We start from the raw sequence: 18250 nt of genomic DNA, 5'->3' as shown, positions 1-18250 counted from the left end.
ATCCTCGCAGGCCAGAGGAGGTTTCGCACGGGTGGGCGCCGACCAGCGATCCGCGCCCGCCCCACCCCGCCTCCTACACAGACGCTCAGCGGTCCTGAGAGAGCGCGAGAAGTTCGGCGAAGAGGCCGCCGGCGTGAACGAGGTCGTCGTAACTGCCCTGTTCGGTGATCCGGCCGTTCTCCATGCAGATGACGCGGTCGGCGATCCGGGTGTTCTCCAATCGGTGCGTCACCACGATCGTGATGCGGTCCCCGGCGATGGCCTTGATGCCCTCGAAGATGCCGTGCTCGCCGCGCGGGTCCATCTGCGACGTGGGCTCGTCGAGGATCAGCAGGTCCGGGCGCCGGTACAGCGCGCGGGAGCAGGCGAGGCGCTGCCACTGGCCGCCGGAGAGCTCCACGCCTCCGAACACCTCCCGGGCGAGCAGGGTGTCGAGGCCCTTCGGCAGCTCCTCCACGGCCTGCTTCATGCCGACCGTGTCGACCGCCTCCCACACCGGTCCGTCGTCGACCGTGCGCGGCTGGCCCAGCGTCACGTTCTCGCGGACCCGCAGGGGCCACTGGGCGAAGATCTGCGGTACCAGGCCGGTACGGTCCCAGACACTCGCCGGATCGACGGTGGTGAGGTCGGCGCCGTTCCAGGTCACCCGGCCCTTGTCGGCCAGGTAGATCCCGGTGATCAGACGGGTCAGGGTGCTCTTCCCGGAGCCGTTCACCCCGACGATCGCGAGGATCTCCCCGCGCCGCAGCGTCAGCGAGAGACCTTCCACGGCCGGCTTCTCCTTCCCCGGGTACCGGTAGGAGACCTCCTCCAGCCGGATCTCCTCCACGGGCGCGGCGACGGCGAGCTCGCCGCGCCGGGGCGCCCGGCGGCCGGCGTCGTCGAGAAACGCCTGCATGTCGCTCAGGTACAGGCTGGTGTGGAAGACCGCGGCACCGTTGACGACGACCTGCGACAGCGCGGCCAGGGTCGTCTGGACGGCGACGACGGCGGTCGCGGCGACGGCGAGCGCGATCCGGCCCGTGACGGCGAGCCAGGCGAGGGCCGCCCAGGTGGCGACGAGGAACACCCCGCCGGCGAGCGAGGACAGCAGGGCGATCCGCAGCGTCCGAGGGGCGGCGGCGAGCGTACGCCGGTCGACCCGGTCGGAGAGCGACCGGTACCAGAACAGCAGGTAGTCGGTCATGCCGTTGGCGCGGACCTCGTCGGCGTACTTCGAGGTCGTCGACCACCAGCGCATCATGCCCCGCACGTTGCGGTCGGCGATGTTGGCGTAGTGGATCTCGTAGTCGACGCGCGCGGTGAGCACCGCGCCCACGCCGGCCGGGAGCACCGCGAGGAGGAGCAGGGGCAACATCAGCACGTTGAGCACCGACAGCACCCCGGCCGCGGTGACCATCCTGATCAGGGCGGACATGAAGCGCTGGGCGTCGGTGACCATCACATGCGTACGGATCACCCCCATCTCCGCGGCCTCCTGACGGTCGGCGAACCCGTCCACCGCGTAGGCAGCCGCCTCGACGCGGCAGACCGCCTCCACCAGGGCGGAGTCCGTCACGGTCGTCAGCTTGGGCGTGATCCGTCGCTCCGCGTACGTGGCGAGGGCGCCCGCCCCGCGGGCGACGGCGGTCGCAGCGGCCACGACGAGCAGCGCGGGCAGTGCGTCCCGCAGCCGCCCGGCGACGGCCCCACCGCCCAGGATCGGGCCCATGGCACCGGCCGTGGCGCTCAGCAGCACAGCGGCCGCCACACCCGTGACGAGCTGACAGGCGAGGAGCAGCAGGACGGCCCCGCGGTCCACGGCCCAGGACATCGCGGTGATGCGCCGGAGGACGGCGGGGAGCCGGGCGCACATCGCCCGGAAGGTGACGTCGCCGAGGGGGTTCACGGAGTATTCCCCCGTGTACGTGATCTCGGCGGGCGGCGGAGGGGACGGCGGTACGGGTGTCGCCGGTGATGTCGCGGCCTGTGTGTCGGTGGTCTCGGATGAGGTCAACTGCGTGGCTCCTGCACGGTCGTCGGCGCCTCTTCGGCGTGGGTCACCGGGTCAACGACGAGCGCACGGATATCGAACACATGTGTTCAAGCCGGAGTGGATTCCGCGTGGGGGTATGCCCGACGTCGGATGTGGGGTGCATCCACCCTTGGGGCGAGCGGACCGACGCCGAGCCGCGCGGTGGCCGAAACGCCGACGTCGATACGCATGTGACGGATGGGATTGCCGACCGACCGGACCGATTCCCCGTCCCTCAGCGCGCCCACGGACCCCACCAGCTCGGAGGCAAGGGGTCGGCCGCCGCAGACGTCGGCTGATCAGGATGGAGTCCGTACCGCCGCATCGCCTCGGCGCGGATGTTCACCTCGATCGTTCCGTGCCAGCGCCCGTCCGCACGCACTCCGCACATGAGGTCGATCCTGATGTCGGCATCGTCGAAGAGGGGCCAGTCGACCCCGCGGTCGCGCAGTCAAACCGCCATGAGGTGCCCCGGCCGAGGGCAGCCGGGGACGTTCTCGAAGCTGAAGAGGGTCACCCAGTCGGGCGTTCCCGCGCCGGTACGTCGATTCACGGCATCGCTCATGGCGGACATCATGCCGCAGCGGGCCGGATGCGCTCATGCCAATTCCGTGGAGGGGAACCGGTCGCGAGGCCATGATGGCGGCATGATCGATCCCATGAATCCCGTACAGGCACTGCTGGTCGTGGACGTGCAGTCGGCCTCCGTCGCCGGCGCCAACGCCGTGCCGCAGGCCGACCGGCTCCTGGACCGGACGGCCGACCTGATCACACGGGCCCGACGGAGCGGAGCGCTCGTCGTCCATGTGCAGAACGACGGGCCTGCCGGGGCCGACGATGAACCCCACACACCCGGCTGGGCACTCCACCACCCGATCGACCCCGGCCCGACGGAGGTCGTGATCCGCAAGCTCAGGGACGACAGCTTCGAAGGGACGCCGCTGGGCGGCCTGTTGACCGCATCGGGGGTGCGGTCGCTCGCCGTCTGCGGACTGATGTCGGAGATGTGCGTCCAGGCGACGGCCCGCACGGCCCTGGCACTGGGCTACCGCGTCGTCCTCCCGTACGACGCCCACGCGACGCACGACATCCCGGCCGCACCCGGCATCAGCGGCGAGATCCCGGCCGCCACCGTCTCGCGGGTCGCGGCGTGGGCGTTGAGCAGGGAGGCCGAGGTCACCGCTCCCGCCTCGGACGTCACGTTCACCGCTCCGCCTCGCGGAGCGGACGAGGCTCCTGACGGCTTGACCTTCTCATCGATGTGAAGCCATAGCGTCGCGCCGTGAACGACTCCGAACACGTCGTTCCCTTCACCCGATTCCGTACCGCAGGAGCGAGCGCGCATGACCTCATTCGTGGTTCAACGTAACGGCCGGACGGCGAGCGCCGATGAGCTCGCGACGCTCGCCTTCGCGGGCTACGCCCACTTCACCGCCCTACAGGTGCGCGGCGGCCGGGTCCGGGGCCTCGATCTCCATCTGGCGCGCCTGCGGCACGCCTCGACGGAACTGTTCGGCCGGGCCCTGCCCGACGACCGCGTGCGTTCCTGGCTCCGCACGGCGGCGCGGGAGACCGGCCCGGCCGACCTCTCGCTGATGGCCACGGTGTACTCACCGGCGGGCGAGTTCACCGTGGCGGGCGCGGACGAGGAGCCCGAGCTGCTCGTGCGTACCGGGCCCGCCGCCGGCGGCCCCGAGGGCCCGCTCGCGCTGGCGACGGTCCCGTACGAACGGTTCCTCCCGGGTGTCAAGCACGTCGGTGAGGTGGCCAAGACGTACGCGCTTCGCCGCGCCGTCGGCGACGGCTTCGACGACGCCGCGTTCGTCGACCGTCGGGGCCGGATCAGCGAAGGCTCGATCTGGAACCTGGCCTTCTGGGACGGCGCCTCGGTGGTGTGGCCCGAGGCCGAGATGCTGCCGGGGACCACGATGGCCGTCGTCGCACGGCAGCTGGACCGCCTCGGCGTCCCACAGCGCCGCCAGGAGGTCACCGTCGCCGATCTGCCGGACCTGGCCGGGGGAGTGGTCATGAACTCCTGGACGCCGGGCGTCGCGGTCCACCGCATCGGCTCCGTGCCACTCCCCGCTGCGCCGTCCTTCGTGGACCTGCTCCACCGCGCCTACGAGGCGGAACCGCTCACCCCGCTCTGAGTGCGGAGCCGCCGCGCAGCCACCGCATTTTCCAGTTGAATGATCAACCGCTATTGTTCTCTGTGAAGGCTCGCTGCCGCATCTCCCCCGTATGCGGCAGCGAGCTTTCGTCGTTCGTTGCGCCGTCCGTCGCTCGCCGCCGTCGCGCCCCGTCCTACGATGGGGGCGGACGTCGACGGTCGAGGGTGCCCAAGGAGCGGATGGCATGGCGGAGCTCTTCGTGCGGATCGTCGGCACCGACCTGCCGGGACGTGAGTGCGGTGGATACCGGGACGTCCACGTCGCGGTACAGCGCGGCCGCGAGCCGGACGGCGCAGTGCCCGGCGACGCGCCCGAGGCGGTGTGGGAGTTCGCCGTCGAGACCATCGCCGCCCCGGACGGTGCCCGGGACTTCCGCGGCCCCCACGTGCAGGGCCGGCGCGGGGCCCGGTTCCTCTACCTGACCTGGGGCGAGCAGCCGCCGGACGCGGCGTTCACGATGTTCCGCCGCGCCAAACTCTTCCTCGACGACCTCCCGGCGCAGGCCGTCGAACGCGGAGCCGCCGAGGGGCGGCTCGGACTGACCGACTCCTGCGGACTGCCGCTGTGCGCCGCGGTACGCCCACCCCGCATCCGCTGGAACTGACGGCGGCGCTCACCGACGTGCCCGACAGAGGCCGCCCCCGGGCGCCGGGCCGTCAGCCATGCGGCGCCGCCCGGCGCGCGGGAGCCCACCGAGGCCCGTACGCTCGCCGTCACGACGGCACAGACCAAGGAGTGGGCCGATGTCCGGACAGTTCGAGGCGACGACGGATGTCGACCGTCCCATCGAGGAGGTCTTCGCCTTCCTCGCCGACGGACGCAACGACCCGAAGTTCAGCCCCCGGGTGCAGCGGATCGAGCGGGTCCCGGACGGTCCGACCGGCGTGGGAACGGTGTTCCGGAGCACCGTGAAGGACGCCGGCATGAAGACGGGCCGCGAGTTCCGCATCACCGAGTTCGACGCGCCGCGCCGGATCCGCTGGGCGGAGATGTCCAAGAACATCGTGACCGCGTCCGAAGGCGGCTACGACCTCGAACCTCTGCCGAACGGCGGAACCAGGGTCCGGATCTTCAACGTCCTGGAGGGCCACGGCCTCGGCAAACTGCTCGTCGGATTCGCGCTCGGCGCCGCCCGCAAGGACGCCGACGCGTTCGGCCGCCGCATCAAGGCGGCGGCCGAAGCGTCGTAGCGCGCGGGGCCCACGTGGACGCCCGTACCCGGGCCTCCGAGCCCGTCAGGGCGTGACGGGGACGTTCGTCAGGCCGATCCCGGCGTTCGTGACGGTGTTGGACGAGTGGACGACGTTCGGGTTCGCGCTGCACTTCGACGTCGAGGTGATCTTGATGGCGTAGTCACCCACGCCGCCGAGGTCCGAACGGTTGCCGCGCCATACATTGCCGCAGCCGTTCAGGAAGGACGGGGTCGTGGACGGGTTGTGGGTCTCGTACCCGTTGGCGAACGTACCGGGCGAGGAGAACGTCCCGGTGTTGGTCTCGATCAGATAGCCGGTGCCCTTGGCGTCGACCCACGAGTCGGCCGAGTTCTGTCCGGTGATCCCGGTCCCGTCGAAGGTGTTCCCACGGATCACCCCGTTCGAGGTGCCCTCCTTGATGTCGATGTGCTCGGCGGCGACGGAGGGCCCGAGCTTGTTGTCGAGCACCTGCACGCGGTCCGATCGGTCCACGCCGCCCTGGTTGCCGTGGCAGGCCCAGTTGGAGCCCGCCGAGCCGATGTAGACGGCCTCGCCGTAGCCGGCCTGGACGAGTCCGGTGTGGGTGATCGTCGAGTTCCTGATGACACCGTCGGCCGACGACCGCCGGAAGTGCACCGCCTCCTCGTCGACGTGGTGGACCGAGACACCGTCGATCGTCACGTGGTGGGAGTCGTCGAGGACGACGCCCTTCTTCGACTCCTTCACCGTGAAGCCGTCGAGCTTCCAGTACGGGGCGCCGTACAGCCACAGCCCGTAGCCGGAGTCGACGCCGCTGGTCGGGACGGGACAGGACGGCCCGGTGCCCGACGGCCCGTCGTTGACCAGCACCGCGTCGGACGGTCCGGTCAGGGTGATCGGGGCGGACGCGGTCCCCGCCCTCTGGGTCACGAACGCGCCCCGGTACACGCCCGCCGCGAGCCGGATCGTCTGCCCCGGCTGGGCGCCCGCCAGCGCGCTCTGCAACTGCGCCGCCGTGGACACGTCCACGATCGGACCGCCACCCGAGCCGGACTGGGTGGTCACGCTCACCGCGCCGCTCGCCCCGGAAGCGTTCCCGGCCGCGTCCCTGGCCCTGACGGTGTAGGTGTACGAGGTCGAGGCCGACAGACCGGTGTCGGTGTACGACGTCCCGCTCACCGAACCGACGAGCGCGCCACCTCGGTACACGTCGTAGCCGGTGACTCCGACGTTGTCGGTGGACGCGTTCCAGGCCAGCGCGACACTGCTCGCGGTGGACGCGGTCGAGCGCAGGCTCCCCGGCACGCTCGGCGGCGTCGTGTCGCCTCCGCCGGAGACGGGGGAGCCGTACACCTCGAACTCCCAGAGGGAGTAGCCGTACGAGGTGCCGCGCGCCGTCCCGTACATCCGGACGTACCGTCCGGTCCCGGAGACGGTCAGATCGTCCACGGCGCCGTCTCCGGTGCTCGTCGAGTAGACGTCGGTCCAGGTCGAACCGTCCGTCGAGGTCTGCAGCCTGTACGCCTTGCCGTACGCGACCTCCCAGGTCAGCTTGGCTCGCGAGATCGTGTGGTTCGTGCCCAGGTCGATGCGGATCCACTGCGGGTCCACACCCTCGGTGCTCGCCCATCGCGTGCCGGTGTCACCGTCCACCGCGAGGGACGCCGGGAACTCGCTCGTCTCCAGGGACGAGGCCGTCGTCGGCTTGCCCGCCGACACCAGGCCGTCTGCCGCCTGCGCCTGCGGCAGGGCGAACAGGGGCACGGACAGCAGTCCGGACAGGACGAGAAGGGCCGTTCCTCTACGTCGCATGACAACTCCTTGTCACTGGTGCGGAGAAGACGGCCCGCCCCTCGGCGTTCGGCCGACGGGCGGGCCGCGAGGTCACGGGACCCAGTGGTTGCCGGACGCCGTGATCATGACCTGGAGCTGGATGCTCGCCGAGAAGTAGCTGCTGGTGTCGATCGGAGTGGCCAGCATCTTGTTCCAGAGCGCGTCGAGCCACGCCTGGCTGCCCGGGTCGGTCATCGCCGCGAGCGCGAACGGGGCGAAGTAGGCCGCCTCGCTGCCCGAGTCGATCGGTGTGCCGTTGAGCTGGTAGCCGATGGCGATCTTGTTCGGGTCGCCACCCGTCTTGGACCTGATCCAGCTGTTGAGCTTCCGCGCCGACGCCAGGGACTTGGCGTCGCCGCTGGTCACCGCGTCGTCGGCGATGCGCCAGGGGGTACGGCAGGCGTTCCACCAGTACGCGCCGTCGTTCGGGTCCTCCAGGACCTGACCCGGCGCGGGCTTGGGGGTGGAGTTCGTGTTGACGACGAAGTCGGGCAGGAGACCGGTGTTCGGTGCGTAGGACGCCTGCAGGTTGGTGATCTGCTTCTGGTGCGCGGTGCGGATGGTGTCCCAGGCCGCGTCACCGGTCGCCGTCCGGAAGGCCCGGAAGTGGTCGATCATCCAGTCCGACGTGCGGGAGATGTAGTACCACTGGTCGCCCGAGCTGCTCCAGTCGCCCAGCTTCAGCAGGTTGGTGGACGGGTTGAGCTCGTCCTTCTTGATCGCGGCGATGTGCTTGATCGCAAGCGCCTTGTAGTCGTACGTGCCCGCGCTGCCCCACTGCTTGTCCGCGAGCAGCAGACCGTAGGCCACGTCCATGTCACCGTCCGTGGCACCGTCACCGCCGTTGACGCTCGTGCAGGCGGTGTCCTGCTCGGCGGCAAGCAGGTCCGGGTTGATCGCCGAGGGGTGGTCGATCATCCACTTGGTCAGCCCGTCGAAGATCTTCTTCGCGTCCGGGTCGGCGCCGGCCATGGTCGCGGCGATGACCATGCCGTACCCCTGCGCCTCGGCGACGTACGGATGGTCGGCGTCCGGTGAGATGACCTGGTACCAGCCGTTGCCGCAGTTCTGCCGGACGAAGGCGGCCTTCCAGTTGTTGTAGTAGTCGATGACCTTCTGGTCGAGCGCGGCCTGCGCGCCGGTCGGCTTCAGCATCCCCGGGGCGTACGGCTTGGTGTGGCTGCCGAACGGCACCGCGGGGCCGCCGCCGACGGCCGGGGTGGTGACGTCGACGGAGCCGCTCGCGCCGGAGACGTTCCCGGCCGCGTCCCGGGCCTTGACGGTGTAGCTGTACGCGGTCGAGGCGGTCAGGCCGGTGTCGGTGTACGAGGTGGAGGACGCGGTACCGACGAGGGCGCCGCCCCGGTAGACGTCGTAGCCGGTGACTCCGACGTTGTCGGTGGACGCGTTCCAGGTCAACGAGACGCTGTTCGCGGTGGACGCGGTCGAGCGCAGGCTCCCCGGCACGCTCGGCGGCGTCGTGTCGCTGCCGCCCGACGACGGGGTGCCGTAGACCTCGAACTCCCAGAGCGAGTAGCCGTACGAGGTGCCGCGGGCCGTCCCGTACATCCGGATGTAGCGCCCGGCGCCCGTGACGGTCAGATCGTCGGTCGCGCCGTTTCCGGTGCTGGTGGAGTAGATGTCGGTCCAGTTCGTCCCGTCGTTCGACGTCTGGATCTTGTACGCCTTGCCGTAGGCGGCCTCCCAGTCGAGCTTCACCCGGGAGATGTCGTGGCTCGCGCCCAGGTCGATGCGGATCCACTGCGGGTCCACGTCCTCCAGGCTGGCCCAGCGCGTCCCGGTGTCGCCGTCCACGGCGAGCCCGGGCTCGAAGCCGGCGGCCTCGACGGAAGAGGCGGTGGCCGGCTTGCCGGCCGAGACCAGATTCGTCGGAGTCGTCGGCCCAGTGGGGTCACCGGGGCCGGGAGCGCCCGTGGACTTCAGGAAGAGCGAGCCGGACGTGTCCGTCCTGGACGCGTTCACGCCGGCGTGCGGGGCCTTGCCGTATTCCAGGCTCTCCTTGCCCGCCCAGTCCAGGATGGGCGAGCCGTTCTCGGCGAGGTGCTGGTACGCCGACGGGTCGGCGGCCGAGCTTCCCAGCTGGTACAGGCGCTGCCGGTCGGGGTAGTACGGCTGGAACGCTCCGCCGGCCGTGGTCTGCTTGCCGAGGTCGTTGCCGTAGAAGACGTTCTGCGGGCCGGTGGCACCGGACCACTTCACGGCCTTGGGGCCCGCGCCCCACCAGATCGGCCACCAGGTCGAGCCGTCGGGGGTACCGCCGCCCTCGTCACCGCAGTTGGCGCGACAGTTCTTCGAGGAGTTCTCGAAGGGCACCGCGGCCTTGTTGTTCTCGAAGAGGTTGCGACGCTCCCAACCACCGTGCAGGTTCAGGTCGCTGTCGAAGTCGTTGCCGATGGCCACGTTGTTCGACGCCGACCACTGGAAGGTGAAGTGGCGCAGGTTTCGGCTCTTGTTGTACGCGTACAGGGAGTCCCAGACGCGCGAGCCGCGGAAGTAGCCGTTGCCGCCCTTGCCCTTGTTCCAGGAACCGTCGAAGGAGGACTCCTGCACCTGGATGTTCTTGGCGCTCTCGGTGACGACGGCGTGGGAGCCGGTCATCTGCGTGCCGACCCGCCGGATCCAGATGTTGGCCGCCCACTTCAGGACGATGCCGTGCTGGGCGTACTCCGGCGCGATGTTGCCGAAGTTGACCTTGGCGTCGTCCGGGGTGACGTCGTACGTGCCGCCGCCGAGCTTGGGCATGCCGTCGAGTTCCTGGGTGATGCTGAGGTCCTCGATGCCGACGCCCTGGACGACCTTGAGCGGCGTGACCCGGCTCGGGTAGACGGTCCCGCCGATCGCGGCCGAGCCGTCGGAGGTCGAGTTGAGCGGTAGGTCGTACTCGAGGGGCTTGTCGAGGGTGAGGTTCTTGCCCGTGGCGTCCACGGCGGCGATCTGGAAGATCTGCTGCCGCATGTGCAGGTTCACGTACTTGGACGAGTCCACGACCGTCTGCTGCTGGTAGAACTTCGCCGTGTTCGCCGCGCCGACCCAGAGATGGGCGCCGACCTTGAAGCGCGACATGTCGGCGTTGGTGGCGAGCTTGATCTGCGTGGTGCCGATCGCCGAGCCCTCCCGCAGCGGGACACCGCTCGCCCAGTGCTGGTTCACACTGCCTTCGAAGAGGTCCTTGCGGTTGGCCGGCGCGGAAGCGTAGTCGCTCGCGTACTTCGTCGAGACCTCGCGGGTCTGGACGCGGAGCAGGCCCCGGCCCGGCCAGGTCCAGCCGCCCTTGCCCGCCCCGTGGGTCATCCCGTCCTCGTCCCAGTCACTGCCGTCGGCGGTGAGGGTGTCGTACCGGGTGTCGGCGTCGGGCCGGAAGGCGAGCGTGGTCTGCCCCATCCCGGCGCCGCGGAGCACCATGTAGTCGGCGTCCAGGGCCAGTTGGCGGGTCACCACGACCCGGCCGGCAGGCAGGGTGATCGAGGACAGCTTCGTGTAGCCGGCCGAGGGGGTGCAGTTGGTCCGGATCGCGTCGACGGCCCGCTGGAGCCCGGTCGTGGCGTCGCTGCCGTCGGCCCGGACGCCGTACTGCGTGGCGAGCTCCTGGGCCGTGATGTGACAGCCGGCGTCGGGGTTCGCCTCTGCGGCGCCGGGCAGGGCGGCGCCGCCCCGGTAACCGGCCTTGCTCCAGTCGGGCAGGCCGGGGATGGGTGCCCGGCGGTTGGCGCTGGTCAGGTCGGGTATCGCGGCCGCCGTGGTGGCGACCCGATCGTCGCCGACGGTGCCGGCCGCGGCGCCGGCCAGGCCGGTGATCCCGGTCAGCGTGGTGGCGACGGCGGCGGCGACCGCCAAGGGGCGGCGCCATCGTGGAGGGCGCTCTCTGTGTGCGGGGCGTGGCCGATGTGCGTATGACATCCGACGTCCTCGGGGTGAGTGGGTACTGCACGAAGGCGAAGCGACGGAGTAACTCAGGTCGCTGCTCAGTCAATGGTTAGGAATATTTCCTAACCATTGCGCGGGAGAGTAGAGACGGTCGAGGGGGTGGCGCAAGACCCTCGACGCGATCCGCAGACATGACCCTCGTTCAGATACGTGTGTGATGGCGGGGTTTGAAGCCCGTTCAGACGCGGGCGTGCGCGGCCAGGGTGTCGATGAACGCGACGGCGAGCGGATCCGGGCCGGGGCGGGTGTACGCGGCGAGGACGCGGCGCACCGCCGGCTCCGGTCGCAGCAGCCGGCCGGTGAAGTGCTCCGGCAGAAGGTTGGCCGGGACGAGGGCCGGGCCCAGGCCCGCGGCGGCGAGGAGGGGCGCTGCGGCCGTCTGTTCGGTACGGACGGAGGTACGCGGCCGGAAACCGGCCTCCGCGCATACGGCGTCCACGAGCTCGGCCAGGCCGTTGCCCGGCGCGTAGTGGACCCACTCGCGATCGGCGAGGTCCGCCAGCCGTACGCGGTCGGGCGCGTCGCTCCGGGTGTCGTCGTTGGCGGGCAGGACGACCACGAACTCCTCCGTACCCAGCTCCCGTACCGGCCCTTCCCAGTCCGACGGCACCGGGCCGATCGCCAGGTCCTCCCGGCCGGCGGCCATCGCGGCCCGCAGGGCATCGGTGTGCGGGAACTCGAGGAGCCGGACCCGGACCGCGGGACGGTCGGCGCGCCAGACGCGCAGGACCGGCGGCAGTACCCCCAGGGTGAGCGAGTAGACGACCGCGACGACTATCTCCCCGCCCTCCAGACTGCTCAGCGAGACCGACCGGGTCCGGATCTGGGAGGTACGTCTCGCCCCCGGCGAGCGGCTGCCCGCCCACCGGCATGTCCTCGACTACTTCTGGACCGCCGTGACGGCCGGCCGCAGCCGCCAGCACACCGACGACGGCACGACCCGCGAGGTCACCTACACCGCAGGCGAGACCCGGCACTTCACCTTCGGCCCCGGCGAGTTCCTGCTCCACGACCTGGATAACACCGGAGACACGCCGCTCGCGTTCGTCACCGTCGAGTTCAAGCAGGGTGCCGATACGCCCCTCCCGTCGACGCCCTGAACACACCGGGCCATGCCCGGGGGCCGTGGCTTCGCTGCGCATGCCGCCGTCCCCGTACCGGCGCACCGGCGCACCGGCGGGGCCCCGGCAGGGCGACGTCACCCGCACCGTCTCGCCGCCGTACGGTATGCCTGCGCGGCACCGCGGCCGGCAACCGTCCCGGCCGGGCGGCCGTGCGCCTCGCCCCCGACGGACCAGGAGCCCCGCACCGTGATCGCCCGCACCCGCCGCCCCGTCCGCCGTGCACTGTCCGCCCTGACCTTGGCGGGCGTCCTCGCGGCGACGGCGGTCGGATGCACGTCGACCGGCGACCCGCAGGGCGCCGGCGACTCCGTTCCCTCCTCCCGGCCGCCGTCGGGCAAGGTGACACCGCCCGAGCCCCACGTCGGCTTCGACTACCAGATCGGCGGACCGTACCCACCCCCGCCCGGCGTGCGGGCGGTCTCCCGCGACCGTACGGTGAAGCCGGCCGCCGGGCTGTACAACATCTGCTACGTCAACGCCTTCCAGGCCCAACCGGACGCCACCGACTGGTGGCAGACCCACCACCCCGACCTCCTCCTCCGCAACGCGACCGGTGTACTCGTCATGGACAAGGACTGGGGAGAAGCCCTGCTCGACGTCTCCACGCCGGCCAAGCGCGAGCGGCTCGCCGCCATCGTCGGCGAGTGGATCGACGGCTGCGCAGCCGCCGGCTACCAGGCGGTCGAGGCGGACAACCTCGACTCGTACGAGAGATCAGAGGGCCGCCTCACGGCCGAACACGACCTCGCCTTCGCGCGCCTCCTCGTGGTCCGTGCCCACGCGGCCGGACTCGCGATCGGCCAGAAGAACGCCGCAGGACTCGCGACGAAGGGCCGGAGCCTCGGCTTCGACTTCGCGGTCGCCGAGGAATGCGGCGAGTACGACGAGTGCGGACCCTACGCCACCGCCTTCGACAACCGCGTCCTCGTCATCGAGTACCAGGCGGCAGGCCTCGCGACGGCCTGCGCGAGCTGGGGCGACACGCTCTCGATCGTCCTGCGGGACCCGGAGGTGCTGCCGGCCGGCAAGTCGGGCTACGTCCGCAGGACCTGCTGAACCGAACGGGTGCCCACAGGGCCTGGCCAGCGACGGTGTCCCCGGCGCCGTCGGGCGATGCCCCGCCCCGAGGTCGCCCGGGCATCCGGGAATGTCCGGCCGGGGTGGGGTGTTGGGGGAGTGCGTCGGGAGTGAGGTGCGGCGCGAATGAGGCAGGGTGCATGTTGATCGGGGAGTTGTCGCGGCGTACCGGCGTCAGCGCACGGCTGCTGCGGTACTACGGAGAGCAGGGGCTCCTGGAAGCCCACCGCGGGCCGAAGGGGTATCGCGAGTACGACGAGGACGCCGTTGTCACCGTGCGGCAGGTGCGTGCCCTGCTACGGGCCGGCTTGTCCACGGACGTCATCCGCGTGGTACTGCCGTGCGCACGGGGCGAACTGCCGGAGTTCGACTGGTGCGTGGACGTACGCGCGATCCTGGACCGGGAACTGACGGCGACCGACGAGCGCATCGACGACCTCCGGCGCAGCCGTGACGCCCTGGCCGGCTTCCTGGCCCGACCTTGACGCGAACCTTCAGACGCCGGTCCGCGCATCCGTCCGGGCATCCGGCCGCGCCTCCGCCCCTGCTGCGGCCTCCGCTCGGTAGCGCCCCGGCGTGGTGCCGAACTCGCGGCTGAACGCGTGGGAGAGCGAGTACGGGCTTCCGTATCCCACGCGGCGCGCGATGACGGCCAGTGAGTCCTGTGTGTCGCGGAGCCTGGTGGCGGCCACGGTCAGCCGCCACCAGGTGAGGTAGGCCATCGGCGGGCGGCCGACGAGAGTGGTGAAACGGCGGGCCAGCGTGGGCCGGGAGACCCCGGCCTCGGCGGCCAGGCGATCGTTCGTCCACGGGGCGGCCGGGTCCGCGTGCAGTGCCCGTACGGCGGCCGCCGTCACCGGGTCGCCAAGAACGGCCGGCCACACACCCTTTGTGCCCTGCGTCACCCATGAGCGGATCATGTAGACGAGCAGAAGGTCGACGAGGCTCGGGACGGCGACGCCGGAGCCGGGCCGGTGGGCGCCCAGTTCGCTGCCGAGCAGGTCGATCGCCGCACGCAGCTCGAGGTTGCTGCCGACGCGGCTCGGCAGGTGGACGACATGGGGAAGCTCCGCCAGGAGGGGGTGCACCCGGCTGCGATCGAGGCGGTACTTGCCGCACACCATCTCCACCTGGCCACCGAGGTCCGGGGCCGGCCGACGGGACATGCCCGCGTCGGCCCATCGTTCGAAGGGAACCGCCCGTGCCAGGGTCGCCGCGTCCGCGGGGGAGTCGGCGATCACATGTCCCGTGCCGTGCGGCAGCAATACCGCGTCCCCCACGCCGAGTTGGACGGGCGAGCCACCGTCGGGCAGCAGCCAGCAGGTGCCCTCCAGGACGACGTGGAAGCCCGCACCGTCATAAGGGGCGAGCCGCGTGCACCACGTCCCGCCGACGCGTACCCGGTCGGAGAACGGCTGCCCGATACGTACGGTCGCGATCGCGTCGCTCACCACATCCATCCGAGGCAGCATAGCGACCCCCTCGAACATGAGACGACCGCGTATTCACCAGAGCCGAACGAGCATTGAGAGGCTCAACGACTCTTCCTACGCTCGAGAGCATGAACAATGAGAGCCCTCAGAGCATCATGCTGGGAGACGTCGAGGTCGTCCGGGTCGTCGAGTGGCAGGGCGCGTTCGCGCCCGCCCGCACACTCGTCCCGGAGTCCGGCGCGGACGTGTGGAAGGCGAACGAGGACTGGCTGGCGCCCGACCACTGGGATCCCGAGAGCGACCGGGCGGTGATGGCGCTCCAGACCTGGGTGCTCCGCAGCGCGGGACGGACCGTGCTCGTCGACACCGGAGTGGGCAATGGGCGGGAGCGCCCCGGCTCCCCGCAATTCCACCACTGGCAGGGCGACTTCCTCGGCTGCCTCGCCCGGGCGGGCGTCCAGCCGGAGGACGTCGACGTCGTCGTCAACACCCATCTCCACGCCGATCACGTCGGATGGAACACGCTCGGCGTCGAGGGGGAGTGGGTCCCGGCGTTCCCCAACGCCCAGTACCTCATTCCGGCCGCGGACGACTTCCACTTCGGCCCGGACAACGCGTACGGGAGGGGGCGACACGCGGACGACCGGCTCGTGTACGAGGACAGCGTCGCGCCCGTGCACCGTTCCGGCCAGTCCGTGGTCTGGGACGGCGTCCACCGCATCGACGCCCACCTCACCCTGGAACCGGCGCCGGGCCACACACCGGGTTCGTGCGTGCTGCGCCTGGAATCGGGAGCGGACAGGGCCGTCTTCGTCGGCGACCTCCTGCACAGCCCCGTTCAGGTCCTCGACCCCTCCTGCAACAGCTGCTTCTGTCTGGACGCCCGCGGAGCGGCGGCCAGCCGGCGCCGGATCCTCGAACGCGCCGCCGCCGAACGGGAACTGGTCGCGCCGGCCCACTTCGGTGGTACGGGCGTGGTGGAAGTCCGCCGGGAGGGCGACGGGTTCGCGCTGGCGGGGTCCCGGTGGTGAACGCCCGTGGGCACGTGGGCGGCCGCCTCTAGGGTGGGCGTCGCACGAGTCCACCGTACGGCCCGGAGGTGCCATGTCCCTGCAGATGACGTTGAGCGCGATCACACTCGACTGCCCTGATCCGCTGGCCCTCGCGGCGTTCTACCAGGAGGCCACCGGCCTCGAACCCAGCCCGAAGTCGAACGCCGACTTCGCCGGTCTCGACCGTGAGGACGGATTGCTCCTCGGCTTCCAACGCGTCGACGACTACCGGCGTCCGAGCTGGCCCGACCAGACCGTCCCCCAGCAGCTCCACATCTGCTTCGACGTCGCCGACCTGGACGAGGCGGAGGCCCGGCTACTGGAGCTGGGAGCGGGCAAACCGGTCGACCAACCGCATGAGGAGAAGTGGCGGGTCCTCACCGATCCGGCCGGGCATCCCTTCTGTCTCGTCGCACGCCGACCGCGGGTGCCCGCGGAGCGATAGCGGGCCACGGAGCCGGCGGCCGTCGGGTCACCACCAGTAGGCGGGGTACTTCGGTGCCGTGCGGCGGATGCGGGATCCGGCGTACCCCGTCAGGACGAGGAGGACCGTGGAGCCGAAGAGGAGAGGGACGAACCTCGCGGGTGCGGGTGTCTGGAGCACGATGACGACGGCGGTCGCGCAGGCGGCGGCGTGCGGCGTGCGGGCGAGTGTGGTCAGGGCCAGTGTGACGCCGGCCGCCACGGCCGCGACCCATGCGTTGCCGCCCGCGGCAGCCAAGGCGGCGTAGCCGACGGCAGCGCCGAGAAGATGACCGAGGACGACGCTGCGGGGTTGCGCCAGCGGCAACGTGGGCGCGGCATGCACCAGGGCGGCGCTGGCGGCCAGCGGGGGTATCAGCACCGGCTCGTGGATGACGGCGCCGATCGCGACGAGCCCCAGAAGGACGGCTGTGGCGGCGCTCACGCTGTGGAAGGCGGCCAGGGGCGTGGGCCTGGCAGGAGCTCGGCCGCCGAACTTCGGCCTACGGGGGCTCTCGGGGGCGGCTCGGCCGGGCGCGGGACGCGGAGGGGCGTCGGTGGTCATGTGCGGTGTTTCCGGGGGCAGGCGGCCGAAGGCCGAAGAGGGGCAGAAGCGGTGGGGCGACGTCGTACGGGGCTCTGTGATCGACAGCCGTCCCGCCCATGCGCCTCACCCTGGTGCGGCGGCGCAACCGCCCACGACTCTAACCGTCGGGTTTACAGCGGTTTGACCCGGGGGTCCGTGGACTTACGCAGCAACCGCTCCTCAGGCGTGTCCGACAAATGATCATATGGCTGGTTCGCGGAGCCTGAGGATCGGCGAGGCCAGGACGACCCTGGCGCGCTAACGGTCGGCGAGCTTGTCGAACCGGGTGGCGATGGCACGGAACTGCTTGAGACGGACGAAGCATCGCTCGACCACGTTGGGGTCGCGGAAGATCTCCTTGCCGAAGGCGGGTGCGCGGAACCACGCGTGCGGCCGGATCCGAGAGGGCTGCACCACTGGGCAGCTCATCGGCCTGTGGTGGCACCTCCACTGACGCCGGACCCGTCCCGGGGGGCGTGCGCGAAACGGCGGACGGAAGCCGGCGAAGAAGCTTCACCGGCCACCGCGCAGGTGCGCCCCTCCTCAGCCCGGGTAGGTGATCGAGCCCAGCGGCGGGCAGGGGACGAGCATGGTGCCGGCGCCGGGGCGTTCGACGAAAGCCCGGGCCTCGGCGGCCTGCAGGCGGTGGGATTCCAGCTCGTCCGCGTGCCAGGCGTCGCGCCTGGCGCGGGCGTAGTCCCATGAGTCGTCGATGAGACTGAGGCTGGTATTGCCGGAGCTGCGCTGGAGGTCCCATTTCACGGCGGCCTGTTGGAGTGCGGTCTGGGTCGCGGCGAGTTCGATGCGGGTGATCAGGACGCCGAGGGTGTTCGGTTCGCGGGTCGGCATGGGGGCCTGGGGGAGCAGTGACACCCCGGTGTCGTGGCGTCCGATGTTGTCGATGCTCGCTCTCTGGGCGTCCCTCGACATGATCTGCATTTCCTGGTGCAGCCAGAAGAACTCGTCGAGGTCGGCCTGGGTGATGCGCATCCGCTGGTACAGGGCTCGGAAGCGGGGATCGTGGTGGAGCGGGCGTATGGGGGCGACATGGAGCGCCACGCAGTCGTTGAAGCCGGCCGCCACCGCGGCGTCGAGGTGGAAGATGGCCTCGTCCGCCTGTCCGCGTGCGATGGCTATGCCGCCGAGGCTCGAGTGGCCCGCGGCGACGAGCCACGCGCCGTCGGGGCCGAGCGCCGTGGCGCGCGCGACGACGTCGTGGAGGCCCGCGGTGCCCACCACGGCGGCACCATTGGTCAGGTGCGCCACCAGCAGTTCGTGAGCATGGGCGGCCAGTGAGTTGACGGTGTCGGCCATGGATCTCCTCGGACCTCGGTGGTGAAGAGCGAAAGGGGTGTCGAGTCTGTGGCAATCCCCGTGGAGA

16 protein-coding genes and 1 pseudogene are annotated in these 18250 nt (G+C 70.9%); 9 read left to right on the top strand and 8 right to left on the bottom strand.

Annotated elements, in window-relative coordinates; genetic code table 11:
• Window positions 1-85: 85 nt before the first annotated feature.
• Complete coding sequence (locus ACFV9D_RS32675) at window positions 86-1855, bottom strand: ATP-binding cassette domain-containing protein (protein ID WP_385154413.1); 1770 nt, start codon at window positions 1853-1855, stop codon at window positions 86-88.
• Between the two features lie 818 nt (window positions 1856-2673).
• On the opposite strand from ACFV9D_RS32675, the gene ACFV9D_RS32670 reads away from it, so the two are divergent.
• The 4 genes from ACFV9D_RS32670 to ACFV9D_RS32655 all read left to right on the top strand — a co-directional run bounded on the left by ACFV9D_RS32670 (window position 2674) and on the right by ACFV9D_RS32655 (window position 5375).
• The gene (locus ACFV9D_RS32670; protein ID WP_385154359.1) at window positions 2674-3279 is read left to right on the top strand and encodes an isochorismatase family protein; all 606 of its coding nucleotides are present in this window, start codon (window positions 2674-2676) and stop codon (window positions 3277-3279) included.
• A 78-nt stretch (window positions 3280-3357) separates the two neighbouring features.
• Window positions 3358-4164: an aminotransferase class IV family protein gene (locus ACFV9D_RS32665; RefSeq protein ID WP_385154356.1), complete on the top strand. Its 807-nt coding sequence runs from the start codon at window positions 3358-3360 to the stop codon at window positions 4162-4164.
• Between the two features lie 205 nt (window positions 4165-4369).
• Window positions 4370-4789: a DUF5990 family protein gene (locus ACFV9D_RS32660; RefSeq protein WP_385154353.1), complete on the top strand. Its 420-nt coding sequence runs from the start codon at window positions 4370-4372 to the stop codon at window positions 4787-4789.
• Between the two features lie 139 nt (window positions 4790-4928).
• Window positions 4929-5375 (top strand): SRPBCC family protein, encoded by a 447-nt coding sequence (locus ACFV9D_RS32655; RefSeq protein ID WP_385154350.1) that lies wholly within the window; start codon window positions 4929-4931, stop codon window positions 5373-5375.
• Between the two features lie 45 nt (window positions 5376-5420).
• On the opposite strand, the gene ACFV9D_RS32650 is transcribed toward ACFV9D_RS32655, so the two are convergent.
• From ACFV9D_RS32650 to ACFV9D_RS32640, 3 genes are all read right to left on the bottom strand, one after another.
• On the bottom strand, window positions 5421-7169 hold the full coding sequence (locus tag ACFV9D_RS32650) for a discoidin domain-containing protein (protein WP_385154347.1): 1749 nt from the start codon (window positions 7167-7169) through the stop codon (window positions 5421-5423).
• A gap of 72 nt (window positions 7170-7241) precedes the next feature.
• Window positions 7242-11045 (bottom strand): glycosyl hydrolase family 8, encoded by a 3804-nt coding sequence (locus ACFV9D_RS32645; protein WP_385154344.1) that lies wholly within the window; start codon window positions 11043-11045, stop codon window positions 7242-7244.
• Between the two features lie 268 nt (window positions 11046-11313).
• A complete protein-coding gene (locus ACFV9D_RS32640; protein ID WP_385154410.1) occupies window positions 11314-11874 on the bottom strand; it encodes a LysR family transcriptional regulator substrate-binding protein in 561 nt (186 codons plus the stop codon).
• Between the two features lie 157 nt (window positions 11875-12031).
• Here ACFV9D_RS32640 and ACFV9D_RS32635 point away from each other — a divergent pair, with 157 nt between their 5' ends.
• From ACFV9D_RS32635 to ACFV9D_RS32625, 3 genes are all read left to right on the top strand, one after another.
• Window positions 12032-12235, top strand: coding sequence for a hypothetical protein (locus ACFV9D_RS32635; protein WP_385154341.1), 204 nt, complete (start codon window positions 12032-12034; stop codon window positions 12233-12235).
• A 213-nt stretch (window positions 12236-12448) separates the two neighbouring features.
• Window positions 12449-13315, top strand: a complete 867-nt coding sequence (locus tag ACFV9D_RS32630; protein WP_385154407.1) for an endo alpha-1,4 polygalactosaminidase — start codon at window positions 12449-12451, stop codon at window positions 13313-13315.
• A gap of 161 nt (window positions 13316-13476) precedes the next feature.
• A complete protein-coding gene (locus tag ACFV9D_RS32625; RefSeq protein WP_385154338.1) occupies window positions 13477-13821 on the top strand; it encodes a MerR family transcriptional regulator in 345 nt (114 codons plus the stop codon).
• A gap of 9 nt (window positions 13822-13830) precedes the next feature.
• Here the strand turns inward: ACFV9D_RS32625 and ACFV9D_RS32620 are convergent, their stop codons facing one another.
• Window positions 13831-14796 carry an AraC family transcriptional regulator gene (locus ACFV9D_RS32620; protein WP_385154335.1) on the bottom strand — a complete coding sequence of 322 codons (966 nt, stop codon included), beginning with the start codon at window positions 14794-14796 and terminating at the stop codon, window positions 13831-13833.
• A 101-nt stretch (window positions 14797-14897) separates the two neighbouring features.
• On the opposite strand from ACFV9D_RS32620, the gene ACFV9D_RS32615 reads away from it, so the two are divergent.
• Complete coding sequence (locus tag ACFV9D_RS32615) at window positions 14898-15800, top strand: MBL fold metallo-hydrolase (RefSeq protein ID WP_385154332.1); 903 nt, start codon at window positions 14898-14900, stop codon at window positions 15798-15800.
• Window positions 15801-15873: 73 nt separating this feature from the next.
• On the top strand, window positions 15874-16266 hold the full coding sequence (locus ACFV9D_RS32610) for a VOC family protein (RefSeq protein ID WP_385154329.1): 393 nt from the start codon (window positions 15874-15876) through the stop codon (window positions 16264-16266).
• A 27-nt stretch (window positions 16267-16293) separates the two neighbouring features.
• On the opposite strand, the gene ACFV9D_RS32605 is transcribed toward ACFV9D_RS32610, so the two are convergent.
• From ACFV9D_RS32605 to ACFV9D_RS32595, 3 genes and pseudogenes are all read right to left on the bottom strand, one after another.
• Window positions 16294-16728: an HPP family protein gene (locus ACFV9D_RS32605; protein ID WP_385154326.1), complete on the bottom strand. Its 435-nt coding sequence runs from the start codon at window positions 16726-16728 to the stop codon at window positions 16294-16296.
• Window positions 16729-17000: 272 nt separating this feature from the next.
• Window positions 17001-17265 (bottom strand): annotated as a pseudogene (locus ACFV9D_RS32600) (hypothetical protein); the annotation flags it as partial.
• 147 nt (window positions 17266-17412) lie between these two features.
• Window positions 17413-18183, bottom strand: coding sequence for a hypothetical protein (locus ACFV9D_RS32595; protein WP_385154323.1), 771 nt, complete (start codon window positions 18181-18183; stop codon window positions 17413-17415).
• Between the last annotated feature and the right edge of the window lie 67 nt (window positions 18184-18250).

The organism is Streptomyces sp. NPDC059875 (assembly GCF_042731085.1).
GTDB lineage: Bacteria > Actinomycetota > Actinomycetes > Streptomycetales > Streptomycetaceae > Streptomyces.
Note: the sequence above shows the minus strand (reverse complement) of the source record. Positions and strands in the feature narration are given on the sequence as shown.